The 19914-nt window shown below is 42.4% G+C and carries 15 protein-coding genes; 14 read left to right on the top strand and 1 reads right to left on the bottom strand.

Going from position 1 to position 19914, the window contains the following annotated elements; translation table 11 throughout:
• Nucleotides 1-25 precede the first annotated feature (25 nt).
• The 9 genes from RBQ61_RS07095 to RBQ61_RS07135 all read left to right on the top strand — a co-directional run bounded on the left by RBQ61_RS07095 (nucleotide 26) and on the right by RBQ61_RS07135 (nucleotide 12832).
• Nucleotides 26-610: a GrpB family protein gene (locus RBQ61_RS07095; RefSeq protein WP_308139791.1), complete on the top strand. Its 585-nt coding sequence runs from the start codon at nucleotides 26-28 to the stop codon at nucleotides 608-610.
• A gap of 181 nt (nucleotides 611-791) precedes the next feature.
• Entirely contained in the window at nucleotides 792-2084 is a 1293-nt protein-coding gene (locus RBQ61_RS07100; RefSeq protein WP_308139792.1) for a sensor histidine kinase KdpD, read from the top strand.
• Nucleotides 2081-2770, top strand: coding sequence for a response regulator transcription factor (locus RBQ61_RS07105; RefSeq protein ID WP_308139793.1), 690 nt, complete (start codon nucleotides 2081-2083; stop codon nucleotides 2768-2770). Before RBQ61_RS07100 ends, RBQ61_RS07105 begins: the two co-directional genes overlap by 4 nt.
• Before the next feature lie 134 nt (nucleotides 2771-2904).
• Nucleotides 2905-3210, top strand: coding sequence for a hypothetical protein (locus tag RBQ61_RS07110; protein ID WP_308139794.1), 306 nt, complete (start codon nucleotides 2905-2907; stop codon nucleotides 3208-3210).
• The gene (locus RBQ61_RS07115) at nucleotides 3207-8939 is read left to right on the top strand and encodes an S-layer homology domain-containing protein (RefSeq protein ID WP_308139795.1); all 5733 of its coding nucleotides are present in this window, start codon (nucleotides 3207-3209) and stop codon (nucleotides 8937-8939) included. Before RBQ61_RS07110 ends, RBQ61_RS07115 begins: the two co-directional genes overlap by 4 nt.
• Nucleotides 8940-9197, top strand: a complete 258-nt coding sequence (locus tag RBQ61_RS07120; RefSeq protein WP_308139796.1) for a LysM peptidoglycan-binding domain-containing protein — start codon at nucleotides 8940-8942, stop codon at nucleotides 9195-9197. It begins immediately after the preceding gene.
• A gap of 157 nt (nucleotides 9198-9354) precedes the next feature.
• On the top strand, nucleotides 9355-10677 hold the full coding sequence (locus RBQ61_RS07125; protein WP_308139797.1) for an IS3 family transposase: 1323 nt from the start codon (nucleotides 9355-9357) through the stop codon (nucleotides 10675-10677).
• Nucleotides 10678-10966: 289 nt separating this feature from the next.
• On the top strand, nucleotides 10967-11761 hold the full coding sequence (locus RBQ61_RS07130) for a site-specific integrase (protein ID WP_308139798.1): 795 nt from the start codon (nucleotides 10967-10969) through the stop codon (nucleotides 11759-11761).
• Nucleotides 11762-11914: 153 nt separating this feature from the next.
• A complete protein-coding gene (locus RBQ61_RS07135) occupies nucleotides 11915-12832 on the top strand; it encodes an alpha/beta hydrolase (RefSeq protein ID WP_308139799.1) in 918 nt (305 codons plus the stop codon).
• Nucleotides 12833-12971: 139 nt separating this feature from the next.
• Here the strand turns inward: RBQ61_RS07135 and RBQ61_RS07140 are convergent, their stop codons facing one another.
• On the bottom strand, nucleotides 12972-13214 hold the full coding sequence (locus RBQ61_RS07140; protein WP_308140096.1) for a transposase: 243 nt from the start codon (nucleotides 13212-13214) through the stop codon (nucleotides 12972-12974).
• A gap of 78 nt (nucleotides 13215-13292) precedes the next feature.
• On the opposite strand from RBQ61_RS07140, the gene RBQ61_RS07145 reads away from it, so the two are divergent.
• From RBQ61_RS07145 to RBQ61_RS07165, 5 genes are all read left to right on the top strand, one after another.
• Nucleotides 13293-13949 carry a response regulator transcription factor gene (locus tag RBQ61_RS07145; protein WP_308139800.1) on the top strand — a complete coding sequence of 219 codons (657 nt, stop codon included), beginning with the start codon at nucleotides 13293-13295 and terminating at the stop codon, nucleotides 13947-13949.
• Nucleotides 13949-15310 carry a cell wall metabolism sensor histidine kinase WalK gene (locus tag RBQ61_RS07150; protein WP_308139801.1) on the top strand — a complete coding sequence of 454 codons (1362 nt, stop codon included), beginning with the start codon at nucleotides 13949-13951 and terminating at the stop codon, nucleotides 15308-15310. Before RBQ61_RS07145 ends, RBQ61_RS07150 begins: the two co-directional genes overlap by 1 nt.
• Before the next feature lie 88 nt (nucleotides 15311-15398).
• Entirely contained in the window at nucleotides 15399-16793 is a 1395-nt protein-coding gene (locus tag RBQ61_RS07155) for an ABC transporter substrate-binding protein (RefSeq protein ID WP_308139802.1), read from the top strand.
• Between the two features lie 43 nt (nucleotides 16794-16836).
• Entirely contained in the window at nucleotides 16837-18567 is a 1731-nt protein-coding gene (locus RBQ61_RS07160) for an ABC transporter permease subunit (protein WP_308139803.1), read from the top strand.
• A gap of 72 nt (nucleotides 18568-18639) precedes the next feature.
• Complete coding sequence (locus tag RBQ61_RS07165; protein WP_308139804.1) at nucleotides 18640-19761, top strand: ABC transporter ATP-binding protein; 1122 nt, start codon at nucleotides 18640-18642, stop codon at nucleotides 19759-19761.
• Nucleotides 19762-19914: the final 153 nt, after the last annotated feature.

A 19914-nucleotide genomic window follows, 5' to 3' on the forward strand; every position in this document is an offset into this window, starting at 1 on the left:
TATTTATATTAGGTGGTGGAAGATTGTGAAAAAAGATTTTACCGATGTTACAAGTGAAAGCGAATCAGAAAGGCTCGGTAAATTGTATCCAGTAGTACTTTCAGAATACAATCCAAATTATATACAATCATATCTTGAAGAAAAATCATTTTTACAACAGTGTTTTGGTGACATGATTTTGCGTATTAGCCATATAGGTAGTACTGCTGTACCAAATCTTATTTCTAAACCTACGATTGACATTTTAGTTGAAATAAAAAAAGATGTCAGTCTAACAAACATAACTGAAAAGCTAAATAAAAAAGGATATATTGTAAATAGACCACCAAATGACCTTATTATGTATATTAAAGGTTATGGCGAGAAAGGTTTTGAGGGGCAAGTATTTCACATACATGTCAGAGAATTAGCTGACCATAACGAACTGTATTTTAGAGATTATCTAATTGCACATCCTGAAACAGCAAAAGAATATGGTAAACTTAAACAAGCCATACAGCAAAAATATAAACATGACAGAGATGGTTATACTTTTGCTAAAAGTGAGTTTATTTCTCAAATCACAAAATTAGCAAGATGTGAATTTAAGGATAAATACAACCCAATCTAATGAGCATAATCTTGCGTTACAGTTCAAGTCCTTTTGTTAAACACGCACTCGCATCTACAATTACCAACTCACTCAGAAGATTAGGTCAAAATGGATACAGGGCTGAAAAAGCCAGTGTTTATGCGGCCTTGCGAGGGTTTTGAATGAACTCACGCAGAAAAAGTTGTCAAGGAGGTCGTACATGAAAAACCAAATCATCAAGTTCTTACATACCTATTTTGACCACACCCTTGATTTGCGTGTGCGTATTTTTAATGTGATGGTGCTAATTAGCGCCTGCTTCTGTCTGGTCATTGCCTTTGTAAATACCTTTGCAGGCATTGGGATGGTGGGTGTGTTGGTGGATGTAGCGGCGGCAATCTTTTGTATCATGCTCCTGCTTCAAGCAAAAAAGCCGAGGCGAGCTGCAGTTTGCCGTTTGATTTTTATCCTTATTTCCTTTTTTGCGCTATTTCCTTATCTCTTTTTCAATATGGGCGGCTACCACGGTGGCATCCCGACCTTCCTTATTTTTGCCCCTGTATTTACGGTCTTTCTTTTGGAGGGAAAAACTGCTGTCATTGTAACTACATTAGAACTTGCCCTCTATGCTGGGCTGTATCTGTTCGCCTATGTAAATCCCCAGAGCGTGACCATGTTTGCTGAGGAAAGCGGCTTTCTTGTCAGCAATTTGATGGATCTCTTGGTGGTGAGCATTGCTTTGTGTACGACCATGTACGCACAGGTCAGCCTGTACCGAGCGCAGCAGAAACGAGTGGACGAGCAAAACGCTGTTTTGGCGCAAGTCAATCAGGCAAAGACGCAGTTTTTGGCGAACACCTCCCATGAGATGCGAACACCCTTGACGGTTATTTCAGTTAATATTCAAACGGTGATGGGACTGCTCAAGCGGATGGACTGCGTGACCGAGGATGGAGAAGCACAGGAGCTTTTGCAGGATGCGCAGGCAGAAATTATGCGCCTTAGCCGCATGGTTGAGGGAATGCTCTCCCTCAACGTCATTGCCGATAGCACGGAAAAAATTAAAACCAATTTCTCTGCACTGCTGGGGAACACAACAGAGATGATGCGACTGCTGCTTGCCAAACATGACAATGCGCTTGTTGCGGAAATCCCCGATGAGCTGATAGTCTTTGGAAATGCCGATTTACTGTCGCAGGTCATCATCAATCTCCTGCAAAATGCTACCGCACACACTAAAAAAGGCATGATTTGTCTGAAAGCCGCGCTCAATGACGGTGAAATAGTCATCACAGTAAGCGACAACGGCTCCGGCATTTCGTCCCAGCTCCTGCCCCATGTGTTTGAACGAGGTGTCAGCGAGGGTGGCACCGGCTTTGGCCTGTTTCTCTGCAAGACGGTGGTGGAATCCCACGGCGGCAGAATTGAAATTGAAAGCGAGAAAGGTTGCGGCACAACGGTTACCTTTACGCTGCCCATCTATCAGGGACAATTCGGAGGTGAGGATGCATGATAGAAAAGAAAAATATGAACAAGCGGATCATGCTTGTGGAAGACAACGAGAAAATTATGCAGGGCAACAAGCGGATGCTGGAATGGGAGGGCTACACCATTGATACCGCTGTGACCTTGGCTGAGGCATATACAAAGCTGAGAGAAAATCGCCCGGATTGCATCGTGCTGGACATTATGCTTCCTGACGGCAACGGCCTTGACCTTATGCGGGAGCTGCGGGAAAGCACAAACGCAGGCATTCCCATTTTGCTGCTCACCGGACTGAATGCACAGGAGGATATTCTGCGGGGACTTCGCAGCGGCGGTGACGATTACCTCACCAAGCCCTACGACTTTACCATTCTATTGGCACGGGTGGAGGCGCTGCTTCGCATGGCAGAGCGTGTGCCGGAGCGCATCACAAAAGGCCACCTGACACTGGATGTGTCGGCAGGCATTGCCCTTTTGGATGAAACCGACCTGCTACTGGCAAAAAAAGAATTTGCCCTGTTGCTGATTTTTGTGCAGAACCCTGAGCGCATGATTGACGGGGAATATCTCTATGAAAAGGTATGGAATCAACCCATGAGCGGGGATGCCAACGCCCTCAAAAGTACCATCAAGCGCCTGCGCAGCAAAATTGAAGGCAGCGGATGGCAGATTAAGTGGTCACGAGGTGAGGGCTACTGCTTTGAAAAAGAATAAGAATTCGCCCGTGATAAAAACTTTCCGGTGGCGAGAGTGTCATTTTTGACACTCTCGCCACTTTTTGCTTTCTGCTCTTATATAATGGTTTTGTAAAGAGAATCACAAAGTGATTTGTTAGGAGGAGATAGAATATGACATGGAAACCGACAGAAGTAGAACTGCCTACCATTACAAAGGTGGATTCGCTGGATGGGGATTGTTTCGACATTTTGCTTTCCAACGGCCACAGCATTTTTTTAGAGCTGGGTGACAGGATAAGCGAACCTGCCTTTCAAAGGCTTATTGAAAAGCGGCTGTTTGACCGCCCACAGACAGACGGAAAGCGGCTCTATTGGGTGGACGGTCCCTCGTTCACAGTGGCGGAGATTTTCGCCATGCTGGCGAAGGACAAAGAGAAGCAAGAAACACAAAATTTGAAGGGAGATGAAACAAAATGAAAAAAACACGAGCAAGATTTTTAAGCCTCCTGCTGACGGTGTGCATGGTGATGAGCCTGCTGCCAACGGTGGCGTTTGCGACGGAGGGCGGTACAACCATCGGTGCGTCCAGCCTGTGTGAGCATCACGAGCATACAGAGGATTGCTACACCGATGAGCTGACCTGCGACATTGTGCGGGACAGCGGGGAGCCAGAAGCTACAGAGAACAATGCAACTCACATCCACGGCGCGGAGTGCTACGAAAGCACCCTCGACTGCAAGTTTGTCTGTGAGGACTGCGCCGCAGTCCCAAGCGACAAGCAGATGCGCAGCGCTGTCCCCACCGGCAAGAATATTGCTCTGGCGGAAACGAGCGGAGGAGGACTGACCACCGCCGCAGACCTTAAAGCGGCGCTGGAAAGCACCACACCCGCAGCCATTCAGGTGGCAGCAGACATTACAATGAGCGCCGTCGGCATCAATGTAGGTGCAGACCACACGCTGAATATCGCAGAGGGAAAAACGGTTTTAACTGATGCCGGTACGCTCACAATCCCGGACGGCAAAACTCTAACCCTTGCCGGAACGGGTACACTAAACGCAAATCCGGCAACAGGCGGGATTGGCATTATGGTTGTCGGAACATTGAATCTCAGAAGCGGCAGTAAGCTGTCTGCAACTAACGCTGCCGATGGTAGTGTTGGTATCCATCTGGATTCTTCCGGTTCGCTGATAAGTGAGGGAGGTAGTATTACCGTATCTAACATTTATGGCGACGGCATTTCCGCCGTTGATGGGGCGCGCATGATCCTTAATAGCAGTAACGTTATAGTGGAAAACAGCGGTATAAACAGCAAGGGTATCTATGTTCCCGACCTATCCCTCACCGGTAGCACGGTGAATATCGTCAATACGGCAGGGACAGGTATTGAGGTTGTTGGCGGCACTATGACCATTGATAATTCCACCGTCAGCATTGATATAGGTGGTGACACGGGAATTTTGATAGACTACGCTACCCTCATCGGTGCAAACGGGGGCAAACTGAACCTTCATCAGGGAGCAAAGCTAAAAGTAGGCGCAAGTGTGCTCATGGATGGTGCCTATATCTATCCAAATAACAACGTGGTTACGGTAGCGGCGGCAAGCGACACACCAGCTAACAACAAGGTCACAGCAGGTGAGTATATTTGGGATGGCACCTACTTTCACAAAGAGGCCGTTGCAGCACCTGCCTACACCATAAGTGGCACGGTGAGCGATGCAAACGGCGGTCTTGCGGACTCTTTGGTACAGCTATATGACTATCGAGGCGCCACTGTGGGCAGCTCTGTCACCACCGACAGCAATGGCGACTACACTATTTCGAATGTAGGAAATGGCACTTCCTATGCAATAACTGTCAGTAAAGCAGGCTATAAAACAGGTTACTTTAATTATTTTGACGTAACCGACGCCAATGTAACAGGCAAGGATATTACCCTACAACCCCTTGGAACCGCAAGCTATCTCCTCAAGCTGGGCGCAACAGAAATTGACGCCGACAGCGCCACACAAATTAACGGCGAGGGCTATTCCTATCTCTACGATGCCGATACCTATTCGGGAACGCTGACCTTATACGGATATACCAACAACACCATCGGCACAACAACCGACAGTGATGATTATGTGGTTCAGTCCGCCCTTTTTGCTAACTTCCCCCTTACCATCGTTTTGCAAGGTGAGAATAATCTTCATTCAAGTAATACCACCGATGCCGAGAGTGCAGGCATTTATATGGATAACGCTCCCTTGACTATCCGAGGAAGCGGCACATTGTATGCATTTGCTGACGATGCTGCTGGCAACGACAGTAGCAGCTATGGCATCTATGCTCAGGAGCTTACCGTTGAAGGTGGAACTACCCATGCCCAAAACGGCAATTCAGATATAGCCATGGGCGCCATAGATTGTGGCGATATCACCGTCACCGGCGGCACAGTCTCCGCAACGGGCATGGTTGTCGGTATCTCCTGTGCGAACTTGACGGTCAGTGACACCGGCAATATTGAGGGACGCTCCCGGACAGAAGTTGGTATCGAGGCAACAGGTACGCTCACCGTCAGTGGCGAAGCCATAGTCAGCGGAGTCAGTGGAGCTAACCGCAACAGCATTGGCATTGATGCCAAGGCAATTACCCTCAGTGATAATGGAATAATCGTTGGCACAGGCGGCACAGCCGATGGTGATGGTGCCGGAAGCTACGGCGTCTATGTGAACAGCGGCACTGTCCGGGTGACGGGTGGTCAGCTCCAAGGCACAGGCGGAAATACCACAGGCACAGATGGTGAAAGCTATGGTGTGTATTTTGTAGTTAGTGGAACCTCCTCCATCAGTGGTAGTGGTGAAATTTTGGGCATTGCAGGGCAAGGTACAGGTACTTCCGTAGGGATTTCTTTAAAAAGCAAGGAAACTAATGCCATGAACCTTGTAAGCCTAAATCGTGACGGCTCAGATCTAATTGAGATACCTGCAGACAAAGAGATAACCGACTACCCTTACGCTATTCAATATATCCCGGTTGCTACCGGCTTTGCCTTTTATCGAGATGGTGTAAAGCTGGAAGCGCAAAGCAATTCCATCAAAATCCCTGCTGAATCCTCATCAACGGTACGCTATCTATACAAAGACCTTGACCAGTTTGGCATGGCAATGGACACTGCCGTTGGCTGGGTACAGGAGGGTACACTGCCTAGCGATGTAACGGTGGGCACAGCAAATAGCTATGGTATTCCTGTTACGGTGCCAAAGGGTGCCTCTACAGGCAGCTTTGACTTGCTTGCAAAGAAGGATGGCAAAACCCTCGGAACTCTGACAGTCAATATTGTGGATAAGGTTGATGTATCAAACGATATCACCTTTACAGGCGGCACTGCCACCTACACAGGAAATGCGCTTTCCCACGAAACAGCCGTCTTTAACGGCACAGAAAATGGCACAGGCACATTTACCTACACTTACACCGTTGTTGGAGGCACTACAGGTGATTTGAACGCAGACGGCAAGCCTGTGGGTGCAGGCATGTATAGTGTAGACGCTGTCTATGAGGACGATACACAGCGAGGCGAAGAGTGTGCCTTCCTCACTGTAATCAAGGCAACCCCTGTTATTACAGGTGTCAGCGTGGAGAACACCCCCATCTATACCACCTCGGTTGTGATTTTAAGCCATACCGACAGCAATTCGGGCATACTGGCATTTGACTATGGGCAGATTCTTACCGTGGGAACAAAGGATTATAACTGGACATTTACCCCGACCAATACGGAAGATTACAACAATGTAACAGGCACGGTATCCATCACCGTGGTGGAGGATGATATTGTCAGCCTTGCAGTGACCACTCCACCCGCAAAAACTACCTATCAGCATGGTGAAACCCTTGAACTGACAGGGCTTGTGCTGACCGCAGCCCTTACAAGCGGTTCCACTGTAAGAGTGGGATATAACGACATGAGCGTGACCTACCAAAACGGAACTGCGTTCCAAGCAGGTGACACTGCTGTCACCTTGGGCTATGGCGGTATGACTGCCACTCAAGCAGTAACGGTTAACAAGGCGGAGTACACAGGCCTCAAAACTGCCACAGGCTTTGTGCTTACCACAGGGGAAGTAGCTGAGATGACACTCCCTAACTTGCCCGACGGTGCAAGCTATGGCGCACCAACTGACGGTGGCGGTACCATCACCATGACCGATATGACCCTCATTGGCACAACAACTATCGTCTACACTGCCTCTGCAAGCACAGCAGGGCAAACAGGCACCATCACAATCCCTGTAACAGGGGGAAGCTACTACAATGATTACAGCGTTACAGTAACGGTGACCTCCACCGACAAACAGCTACAGAATATCTCCTATGCTGTGGGAAGTGTAAACAAAACCTATGGAGAGATATATACCAATGAGCTTACCAAAACAACCGTAGACGGTGAAATTACCTACGCAAGCAGCAATACCAGCGTGGCAACGGTAAACAGAAACACAGGCGAGGTAACCCTTAAAGGTGTAGGCAGTGCCACCATTACAGCAACCGCAGCCGAAACAGCAACCCACGCACAGGCGACTGCAATATATTCGATAACGGTGGCGAAAAAAGACATGGTTGTAAGACCTTCCAGTGGCAGCATTGAATCCAATCAAAGTATGCCAATCTTTGGCTGGGAGATAGAAGGTAGATTACCAAATGATATTCTCAACCCAACCAATCCCGATGCCATTGCAATGGAGGCACAGGAAAACGGAGTGCCGCTAACCACTGTCAAGGTAGGTGTATTTGATATTGTCTTTACCACAGAACCAACCTTTGGAGAGACAGTAACGAAAAACTATAACATCACCATCGGAACAGGCACTCTGACCGTAACACAATATAGCTCGGGCGGCGGTGGCTCCACAGGCGGCGGCAGCAACACAACAGTAACCACCCCACCTGCTACCACCGAAAATCCGAACCCGCCTACCCAGGTCACAGCAACCGTAAAGCCGACAGTCTCTGGCGACACGGTAAGTGCGAATGTGTCCGAAAAGGCGGTGGATAACGCCATCGCAAAGGCGCAGGCGGAGGCTAAGAAAAACGGCACAACAGACAATGGTATTGTGGTGGAACTCAAGGTGGATACCCAAAATACCAAAGCTGAAAACATCAGCACAAGCCTGCCGAAAGGAAGCGTAGACGCACTGGTGAGGGCAGAAGTAACGGAACTTCGTATCACAAGCGGAATTGTTAAGATCAGCTTGAATCTGGACGCCTTAAAGGAAATTCAGAAGCAGCTTGGCTCTGATATTTCCGTTACAGCGAAAAAGATAGATAACAGCACCCTTTCCGCAGAAGCAAAGAAGATTGTAGGCGACAGGCCTGTTTATGACCTTTCTATCACAGGCAACAACGGCAAAAAAGTCACAGACTTTGGCGATGGCAAGGTTTCCGTTTCAATACCATACACCTTAAAGCCGGGTGAAAACCCTGCCAATGTGGTGGCTTACTACATCGACAGCTCCGGCAAGGTACAGGAAATGCCCAACTCGGTCTATGACCCTGCAACCAAAACACTCAGCTTTGTCACCGATCACTTCTCCAAGTTTGCGGTTGGCTATAAGTCCGTAAATGTGAGCTTTACCGACATCACAAACCATTGGGCAAATGAGAGTATCGAATTTGTGGCCGCCCGTGGGCTGCTGAACGGCACAGGAGAGGGTAAATTTTCTCCGGATATCTCTATGACAAGAGGAATGTTTGTTACAGCTCTTGGCAGACTGGCTGGCGCAGATGTTATCAGCTACAAAACCAGCAGTTTCACCGATGTCAAGGCTGGCAGTTACTACCTCGGCTACATTGAATGGGCAAGCAAGAACGGCATCGTAAACGGCACTGGCGACGGTAAGTTTGCACCGGATCAGGCCATCAGCCGTGAACAGATGGCAGTTATCATGGCAAACTACGCAAAGGCAATCGGCTTTGAGCTTCCAAAGGTACACGCTGAAAACATCTTTGCAGACAACGCTAAAATTGGAAGCTACGCAAATGACGCAGTAAAACAAATGCAGATGGCTGGCATCCTCGCAGGCAAAAACGGCAATCAGTTTGACCCGCAAGGGACGGCTACCAGAGCCGAGGTCAGTGCAGTCCTCAAGCGTTTCGTGGAGCTTGCCATCAATAGTGACACCGCACAGGGCTGGACGCTCAATGACAGCGGCAAGTGAATGTACTATGAAAATGGGAAGGCTGTTACAGGCACGAAGAACATTGACGGCATCACCTATACCTTTGACCAATATGGCGTGACCGCCGATGCTCCAAAGAACAGAAAATATACCACCTATGTTGTGCAAAGGGGCGACAGCTTCTGGTTGATTGCCTACAATGTAGGCTGTACAATGGCAGAGCTGGAACAGCTCAACAATCAGAGCAGGTTTTCCATCATTCACCCCGGGGATGTGTTAAAAATTCCAGCGAAGTAATATTGGCAATGACACTCTAAGATGGCTTTGGCCACGCAGTAAATAAAAAAGAAGCCAGTGAGCAGCATTAAAATGGATCCTATAGAGTAGACAATAAAAAAAGTCTATTACTATAGGATTTTTTTATGTACAATATAATAGAAAGGTTGTGAATATAGTGAGTAAGAAATCATTTTCTGATGAAGAGATTGATATATTATCAAAGAATAAATATGTAAAGTCAGCAAGTAAACGTGGGATTACTTATACAGATGAATTTAAATCGTTGTTTATTGCTGGCTATAGTAATGGAATTTTGCCAACTCAAATTTTTATTGATGCAGGATTTGATATAGATTTATTAGGTAATGATAGAATTTGGAGTGCAAGCAAAAGATGGCGTAAATCATACAAGAAGTCTGGTGAGCTAGGGCTTAGAGATACCAGAAAATTTAATAGTGGTAGACCTTTAAATCATGAGTTATCTGTGGAAGAAATAATAGTTAAAAAAGATGCCGAAATAGCATACTGGAAAGCCGAAGCTGAATTATTAAAAAAAATCGAGCTGCAAGAAAGGCAGGTGAAAAAAGGTAAATTGAAAGCAGCTATTATCTTTAAACTTATTCAGAAAATCATATCCAAGTACAACTTTAAAAATATGGTTACCCATTTATGCAAAGTAGCTGAAGTATCAAGATCAGGTTATTATAGTTACATAAAATCATCTGAACATAGAAATATACGAGAACAAAGAAATCTACAACTAAAAGAGGTGATTTTGAAAGCTTTTAATCACAGAGGATACAAGAAAGGTTCTAGATCAATTAAAATGGTTCTAGATAACGAATTCAATTTAATAATTAATAGAAAATGCATACAGAGAATTATGAGAAAGTATAACATCAAATGTCCTATTAGAAAAGCAAATCCGTATAGAAGGATGATGAAAGCAACTAAAGAACATACTGTTGTGCCTAATCTTTTGAATAGAAACTTTAAGCAAGAGATTCCTGGGAAAGTTCTATTAACGGATATAACGTATATTCCCTATGGAACATCTTGTATGGCATATCTATCAACTATTAAAGATGCATCAACAAATGAAATACTATCATATAATTTATCTAATCGTATTACTCTTGATATAGTAACTGAGACTATAGAAAAATTAATGATATTACATAAAAACTTATTGCATAAAGGTGCCTTTATACATTCAGATCAAGGAGCTCACTATACTAGCCCAAGATTTCAAAAACTACTGAAGATATATAATCTTGGACAATCCATGTCAAGAAGAGGGAATTGTTGGGATAACGCTCCTCAAGAATCATTTTTCGGTCATATGAAAGATGAGATAGATTATAAAAATTGTTCCACATTTGAGGAATTACAGCTTAAAATAGATAATTATATGGAGTATTATAATAACTTTAGATATCAATGGGGATTAAAAAAGCTGACTCCTATACAATATAGAAATCAGCTTTTAGCTGCCTAGACTTTTTCAAAATGTCCTTGACTTGGGATCCATTTTACATTTGCCACTGGCTTCTTTTTCTGTAAGTGCAAATCGCATTATGCTACACGCTATTGGCAAAAGAAAATTGAAAACCATTACAGCAGACCATCTGCAAAAGTTTTTTGATTCTCTTTCCTCTGCTCAACCATTATCAAACGGAAAGAAGTCAACCCCACTGTCGGCAGGCAGTCTTAATGTTTATGCAGCAGTGATGAGAGGTGCATTTCGCTTTGCGGTGTTCCCAAAACAACTGATTACCTTTAATCCTATGCAATATGTAGTGCTTAGAGGAAGTCAAGATGATTTTGAAATGTTTAGCAGCGATGGAGATGGAGAAGTAGGAAAATCCCCAGTAGTGACTGACGAGCAATTTAAGCAGATGTCAGAGTATTTGCAGGGAACGAACAATCCGGCATTGCTCCCTATACAAATTGCTTACTACACAGGATTAAGACTTGGCGAGGTTTGCGGCTTGACTTGGCAGGATATTGACTTGGAGGGAAAATACTTAACAGTTCGGCGAAGTGTATGTTATAATAATACTCGAAAGGCTATGACAATCGGACCGACAAAACGCAAAAAGATACGCACCGTGGATTTTGGGGATACATTGACAAGCATACTAATACAGGCAAAGAAAGAGCAGCAGAAAAATAGAAAGCAGTACGATGAGTTATATCGTCAAAACTACTATACCATAGAAAAGGTCAAAAACCGCACTTACTATTATCTACATTCGCAGCCTGTGACAAGCAGTGTGCCGGAAGAATACAATGACATTTCCCTCGTTTGTCTGCGACCAGATGGAACATTAGAAGCCTCAAGAACAATTACAGGTATGTGCCTTACCCTAAAGAAAAAAGTTGAAGGCTTAGAGAATTTTCATTTGCATCAGCTCAGACACACATACACCAGTAAGTTGTTATCAAATGGAGCTGCACCAAAAGATGTGCAAGAGTTATTAGGGCATTCTGATATTAACACAACGATGAACATTTATGCCCATGCTACAAGAGAGTCAAAACGGAACTCTGTGATGCTACTCGAAGCGGCTACGATTTAATTTGAAAGTATAGTTTCCCTTATAGATTTCTGATAAGAGAAAAAACAAGGGAAATAAGGGATAAAACCCCCAAGAAAAACCCGATAAACCCAGTGTTTTCAAGGGTTAAGGCGAAAGGGGTAAAGATAATTTATATAATGTGGAGAATATAGTATGTATAATAATGATAATACATGGAGAGAAATGCAATCTTTCCTGCCTGTTGAAAATAGATTGACCTCGAAAAATATGCCAGATGAGTATTATTATAAAATAGATAATATTAATCTGCACATCGACCATTATAGAACAGACAAGCCTAAAGCAACCATAGTTATATTTCACGGTGTAGGTGGTAACGGGAGGTTACTCTCATTCATTGCTGTGCCTTTGAGCCAACAAGGATATGAAGTTATTTGTCCAGATTTACCCTTATACGGCTATACGAAGTATAATGGTGAAATTTCCTATCAAACATGGGTAGATTGTGGAACTGAAATCGTTAGCCATTTTCGTAAAAATAATATTCCTCTTTTTGTATTTGGGCTAAGCGCAGGTGGTATGCTTGCATATCAGGTAGCATGCAGATGTTGTAAATTAAATGGCATAATAGCTACTTGTTTATTAGATCAACGTATTCCACTTGTTACGCAAAAAACTGCCATCAGCCCATTGGTAGCCAAACTATCTAAGCCATTTTTAAAATTATTAAATCAGCCCCTTGCAAAAGTAAAGCTACCTATGAAAGCCGTGAGTAATATGAAAGCAATTGTAAATAATAGAGAGCTTGCAAAACTGCTTATGGCAGATAATCGCTCATCAGGAACTAAAGTATCTATTGCTTTTTTATACACAATGCTTAACCCACAAATTGAAATAGAAGCAAATCAGTTTCATAAATGTCCGTTATTGTTAGTTCATCCAGAGAATGACCGATGGACGGATATATCTTTAAGTCGACTTTTTTTTAATAAGCTAAGCTGTAAGAAAGAACTAATTATGCTTGATGGTGCTGGGCATTTTCCTATAGAAACTGAAGGTTGCAAGAATTTAGAAATTGCTTGCATAAGATTTATTGAAAAATACAGCTAATGAGCATAACCCTTACCTTGCGTGTGAGTTTAAATCTCGTCGCTAAAAGTGTACTCACATCGTTTTACTACCAACTCTTTCAAGTTATAAGCTACATTTTTGTTGGTGATAAACCAATGAAGGTGTAGTTTTTTTTATTTTAAAAGGATAAGGCAATGCGAAATCTCCAACTAGAATATTTAAGAATACGAGTTTTTTGTATAGAAGGAGTAAGCTTAATTAAATCCTTAGAATTAGGAGTAGATTGAGCATAAATACCATAATATCTAACCATTTTAAATTGTCTATCGGGAATATGAATAATAAGTGTCTTGATAAAATCAAAGGCAGGAATAGAAACAACAACTCTTTTGCAATCGATAAAACGTGTTACGCAATCCAGTAAAGGATCATGTACTGATTAATTGCTTTACGATAACACTCATGATACAATCAAGATACATTTGAAAGGAGTTGCCTTATGATTAAAATTCTAATTGTTGAAGACCAAGTTGCTATACGTGAGTTAATTGCAATTAATTTAAGCAGAATGGGATATGACTGTGCAGTTGCTCACAATGGGAAAATTGCTGCAGACTTGATTGAAAAGAATACATATGATCTCATTCTGCTGGACATTATGCTGCCTGAAATTGACGGATATGAATTGATAAAGTATATTGAACCGACAGCTACCCCAGTTATTTTTATTACTGCCAAAGGCAGCTTAAAAGACCGTGTAAAAGGGCTGCATATGGGAGCTGATGATTATATTGTTAAACCCTTTGAAACGGAAGAGCTAATGGCTCGGGTAGAAGCTGTGCTACGCAGGGTAGGCAAGGGAAAAACATTGCTCGAAATTGATAATGTTAAAATAGATATTATCCAGCGAACCGTAAAAAAGGATGTGCAGCCTGTTCTTTTAACAGTTAAAGAATTTGATTTACTTGTAATGCTCGTGCAGAATAAAAATATTGTTCTTTATCGTGAACGGTTATATGAAAAAATATGGAATGAAGAATGGCAAGGAAATACCCGCACGATTGATCTCCACATTCAACGCTTGCGAAAAAAGTTAGATTGGGCGAATAAAATTCAGACGGTTTACAAATTAGGATATAGGCTGGAGGTGGAATAGTGAAGCTATGGGCGAAGCTGACATTAGCCATATCACTGATTGTTATTGTCTTGTTTTCTATATTTGGACACCTTATCATTCAAAAAAGTTTTGATTTTGCTATGGAGCAGATTATACGCCAGTATCAAATGCAGCATGCGAATTATCGCATTTTTATAGAAAAAGAAGTATACGGAGATGAATCGAATTTCGATGACAATTTACAAGCACTCTATGAAACAATGAAGCTTATAGGCGGCTTAAATCGCACAGCTCTTTATACCGATGAAAATGAAATGTTGTATTCTTCGTATGAAATGATTACGGATATAGATTTCATAGAAAAACTGATTGACTTAAAAGATGGGTACCGAATAAAAGAGTATTCTGATAGCTTTATTTTAGGAGTTATCTCGACATTCATTGTAGAAAAAAAAGAAGTTTATTTTATCACAGTCAATGATATCAGCGATGTGTTTGTACAAAAAGAAATACAATATAGACAAGCTCTATTGCTCGATATTGTGTTGCTTATCTGTGTCATAATTTGCGTATGGATTTTATCTAAATATATTACTTATCCGATTCAGAAGCTATCCAATATTAGTGAACGAATAGCAGGCGGCTCCTACGGTTACAGAACTCATATAACCTCCAATGATGAGGTAGGAGTGCTGGCGCAGAACTTCGATAAAATGGCAGAGGCCGTTGAAGAAAAGATAAACTTTTTAGAGCAGGCGGTTTGTTCCAGAGAGGACTTTGTTGCAAATTTTTCTCATGAACTGAAAACACCCATGACCGCAATTATGGGCTATGCTGATATGCTGAGAAGCCACGAAAACAGCCCTGAAGTTCAGATCAAGTCTGCCGATTACATCTATAAAGAAAGCAAACGAATTTCCGAACTTTCCTTGAAACTGATGGACTTAATGGGGTTATCCGATGAGCATATTTCCATAGAGCCGGTAGATGTCCAAAAGCTAAAGATCAATACTGGAGAACACTTTATTTGGAATATGCAGCCTGCTACTGTTTGTGCAGATAAAATCCTCATTATTTCGCTACTGAAAAACCTTTGCGACAATGCCGAAAAAGCAGAGGCAACCGAAATCCTCATCAAAGGATATTTAGAAGAAAACAAGTATAAAATAACGGTTAGTGATAATGGAAAAGGCATTTCTGAAAAAGATATGTCCAGAATAAAAGAACCGTTCTATACAATTGATAGATCTCACGCCGGAATAAATGATGGCTTCGGTTTAGGGTTGACACTTTGCGAGAGAATAGCAAATCTCCACGGCACCTCCCTAATACTCGAAAGTGTGATTGGATTTGGCACGACTGTAGGGTTTGAACTCCAACTACATGAACCGGAACAATGATTCCAGCGATTTTATGATACAAGTTTGAAACAACTCTTTGTTAAACTGTTTTCAGTTGCAAAGAGTTGTTTTTTTAAGGAGTGGATATATGAACAGGAATCTCAAAAAATCAATCATTTTTATTCTGTTGATCGGAGTGCTCGTTTTGAGTGGCTGCTCCAATCAAGAATCTGATGAATATAAAAGAACAGAAGAAAACAGTAAAGTTGAGGCTTTATCCGGAACCTTGACGGTCAGCACCTACTATGATGCTGTGATTATGAACCATGCACAGGATTTTATGGCGCTTCATCCCAATGTGAAAATTGAAATGGAAGTGCCGGACATGGGCGAATGGGAATCTGAAAACCTTGAGCAGTACGGTGTGCGTACCGCCATAGAAATTATGAGTGGAAACGGAGCCGATCTCATAGACCTATCCCATTTTTCAGCATATCGGTACGCCGGAAGTGAGCTGCTCTGCAATCTATATGATTTTATGGATAGCGACCCTAATTTTAATAAAGCAGATTATTATACGAACATTTTTACCGCAAAAGAAATTGATGGCGCACTGTATACAATGCCCTTTTATTTTACTTACGACATGATGTTGGTCAGCCGTCCTTTAACAGAGCGACTTTCCGTCAATTATGATGTATTGGATTATGAATCCATACTTGATATATACGAGTCTGTACTTTCTCTTGGACTTTACCCGGAGCCTCGTATTATGCCAGGGATTGTGAAAGAATATTTTTGGAGATATGAATTTCCGGCATATTACAATGCACAATCAGGAGAAGCATGGTTTGACAGTGACGAGTTTGTAGAATATTTAGAAAAAACCAATACGATTGTAACTCCCTATGAACCTGTCTATAAAGAGTGGGACAAGACTCGTATTGCCGGCGATGACAGCTTTATGAAATCTGACTATGTATTCTGCAGCTTAGAGGTTACAGCCATTGATGTCTATAATCTTTTAGCCGATTATACCAACATACCGGCACCAGTTCCGATTGTAAGCAGCGGTGGGGATGCTATGTTCAGATCAATGCAGGCTGAATACGGCATCCCAACGAGCAGCGCCAACAAGGAGCTTGCATGGGAGTTTTTGAAATTTTGTGTGGGGGAGAAATCTCCTCCCGACTCTTCTGACAGAGAAAGGGCACAAGAGTATGTTATGAATTATCACACTTTGGTGCCAATCAATATTAACAATTTTCGGCATGCATTTCGCTTGCAGTGCGAACTGGATATCGATATGTTCGGAGATTCTATCCAGTGGAAAGAGATTAATCCCAAAGATGGAATAGATGAGATGCTTGCCCTTGTCCATGAATGGAACTTACAGCGCAACAGAGAAGCATCTGAAACGGAACTATACTTTTTGATCAATTCAGACTTAGAAAATTATTACTATTATGACCTTGCTACAGCCGAGGAAACCGCCTCTATTATTCAATCCAGAGTTGCTGCCTATTTGGGAGAGCAGAGATAAGAGGTGCGCTTTAGGTGTAAAATAAGCGGGAAAGGAGTAACTAATGAAATTTAAAAAGAGCCTGCCGTATCTCCTGCCCAGCCTTGCTGGATTATCTGTGTTTTACCTCATTCCCTTAGTGCTGTCACTTTATTATGCATTGATTAATAATATGGGCAGCAAAGAATTTATCGGATTGCAAAATTTCATAAATACGGTTCAAAATCAAATGTTTCAAAAGGGTTTATTTAATACCGCTGTTTTTATGATTATTAGTATTCCAGTTTTGATTGTTATTGCTTTGCTCATTGCACTGCTGCTAGAAAGAATGCTGCGTGGACAAGGTATCTTGATGACTGTATTGATGTTCCCGATTATCATTCCTTCCGGTGTAACCGTACACTTCTGGAAGTCAATTTTTGATATAAACGGGCTAATCAATAAAATATTGTATAGCCTTGAATTTCCTATTATCAATTTTACAAGCAGCGGGTGGGCAATCTTAATTCCGATTATCATATATCTCTGGAAAAATACAGGATTTGCAGCGGTGGTTTTTTACGCAGGGATGAAAAGAATTCCGATGGAATATTACGAGTACGCCAACTGCACAGGAGCAAGTCCGTGGCAGCAATTTTACCACATTACATGGACTTATCTTTCTCCGATCACATTTGTTGTTTTGGTTTTGTCGTTTATAAATTCCTTTAAAATATTTAAGGAACTCTATATTCTCTATGGGAATTACCCTCCGGATCATCTGTATACGTTGCAGCACTATATGAATAACCAGTTTTTCAGCTTTAATATGCAGAAGCTGACTGCCGCATCTTATATTCTAATTTTTTTGGTTGGCATGGTAATTTTTGCTTTGTTTTACAGACAGAAAAGGCTGTCGAATGCCTTTACCTCTCTCGAATTAGGCGGACATCTACCAAAGACTCAGACAAAACGCTCATCAATTATCAGCCATTTACCCGCTGTTATGATTGCACTTGCTATATTGCTTCCTTTGCTTTTTACAATTTCTAACTCTATCATGAGCAGTCATGAGGTTGTGAACCGGTATACGACAGAAGTAACGGCCTTTAACGCTTTGGATTTAGCAAGGAATGGTATGCATTTTGTAAACATAGGATTTTACCCGAACAATCCAACATTGGAGCAATACCAGAACCTTTTGTTCGATCATTCTACATATTGGCGGTTTTATGGAAATTCCATCTTTATGACCCTGCCTATTGTGCTGGGGCAATGCATTGTTTCATGCCTTGCGGCCTACGCATTCGAGAGGATGCAATGGAAATATAAAGAAGTTCTGTTTTTCGGATATATTGCAATCATGATGATGCCGCTGCAGGTCCTATTGGTGTCCAATTATTTGGTGGCAGACTTTTTGAATCTTCGAGATAGCTATGCTTCCATCATTCTTCCGGGAATTTTCAATCCGTTAGGTGTCTTTTGGATTCGGCAGAATATAAAAGGATTTCCGCAAGAATGCATTGAAGCAGCAGAGCTAAGCGGCGCTTCCGAAGGTCAAGTGTTTCGCTCCATTGTTTTGCCGAACTTGAAACCGGCCGTTATCTCCCTCTTCGTCTTGACATTTGCTGATTATTGGAATGTCATAGATCAAGCGGTAGTGTTAATAAAATCTATCCATAAACAGCCGCTATCTATGCATTTGGGCAGTATGCTCAGCACGGAACCTGGGATGTTTTTTGCGGGAGCCTGCCTATATCTTATCCCCGCTGGTTTTGTCTTTTTCATAGGTAAAAATTATCTGATTGACAGCTAGATAATTCCTGTTCATAGAAATAAAAAGTAAATCTTATTTTAGTAACTATCATTTGAAAGGAGAGGAGCAAATATGGCAAATTTATCACTCAATCATGTTTATAAAGAATATCCCTGTGGGTTTGCTGCTGTTTCAGACTTCTGTTTAGAAGTAGCAGATAGGGAGTTTATTGTTTTGGTCGGGCCGTCCGGCTGCGGCAAATCTACGACACTTCGAATGATTTCCGGCCTGGAAGAAATCTCAAAAGGCGAGCTTTATATCAATGGTCGCATGGTTAATAAACTTGCTCCCAAAGACCGTAATATTGCTATGGTCTTTCAGAATTACGCCTTATATTCCCATATGACTGTGTTTGATAATATGGCGTTTGCCCTAAAGATTCACAATACCTCCAAGAATGAAATAAAGCGACGTGTAGAGGAAACGGCAAATATGCTAGGTATACTCAGCTTGATGAACCGTATGCCAAAATCGCTGTCTGGAGGGCAAAAACAGCGTGTGGCTTTAGGCCGTGCCTTAGTTTGTGAATTTGAAGTTTTCTTGTTTGATGAGCCTCTATCCAATTTGGATGCTAAACTTCGTGGGCAGATGCGGACTGAGCTGATTAGGCTACACAAAAAGCTGAATACCACTTTTATATACGTTACCCATGACCAGACAGAGGCTCTTACTATGGGCGATCGCATCGTGGTAATGAAAGACGGATTTATCCAACAGGTTGGTACACCGCAGGAGCTGTACTATTCCCCGTGCAACTTGTTTGTAGCGGGATTTATCGGTTCTCCGTCCATGAATTTTATAAATGGTATCCTAACGCATGACGAAAGCAGATACTATATCACTATTGACAGCAAAGGACACTCTTGTGAAATAAAACTTCCGGAAGATATCAGCAAGGATCAGTCTATAAAAGGATATATCAGAAAAGAAGTTGTTATGGGTATTCGCCCGGAAAATGTATATGTGGATGGTTCATTCGTTTCCGGTTCTGACGCCGATAGTATTACCTGTCATGTTGATATTGCGGAAACAATGGGCGCAGACAGCTTCCTTCACCTAAGCTTTGGAAACAATATCATAATTGCGCGGACATCCTCGCACACAGATATTTGTTCCGGAGATACTATAAAAGTGCAGATGGATGGTACCCAAATACATATTTTTGATAAAAAAACCGGGAAAGCCATTTTATGATTAATTCGTTGTGATCAAAATAGTAAAGAAATTTTTATGCTTCTACATTTGCTGTTTAAGCAAAGCCCTATAAACGGTAGATTTCTTACGTTTCTACTAAATTATGATGCTCTATTTGAAAATAGTTTTATTGGAATTCAAAGCTGCATCTAT

This window comes from Sedimentibacter sp. MB35-C1 (genome assembly GCF_030913635.1).
Taxonomy (GTDB): Bacteria; Bacillota; Clostridia; order Tissierellales; family Sedimentibacteraceae; genus Sedimentibacter.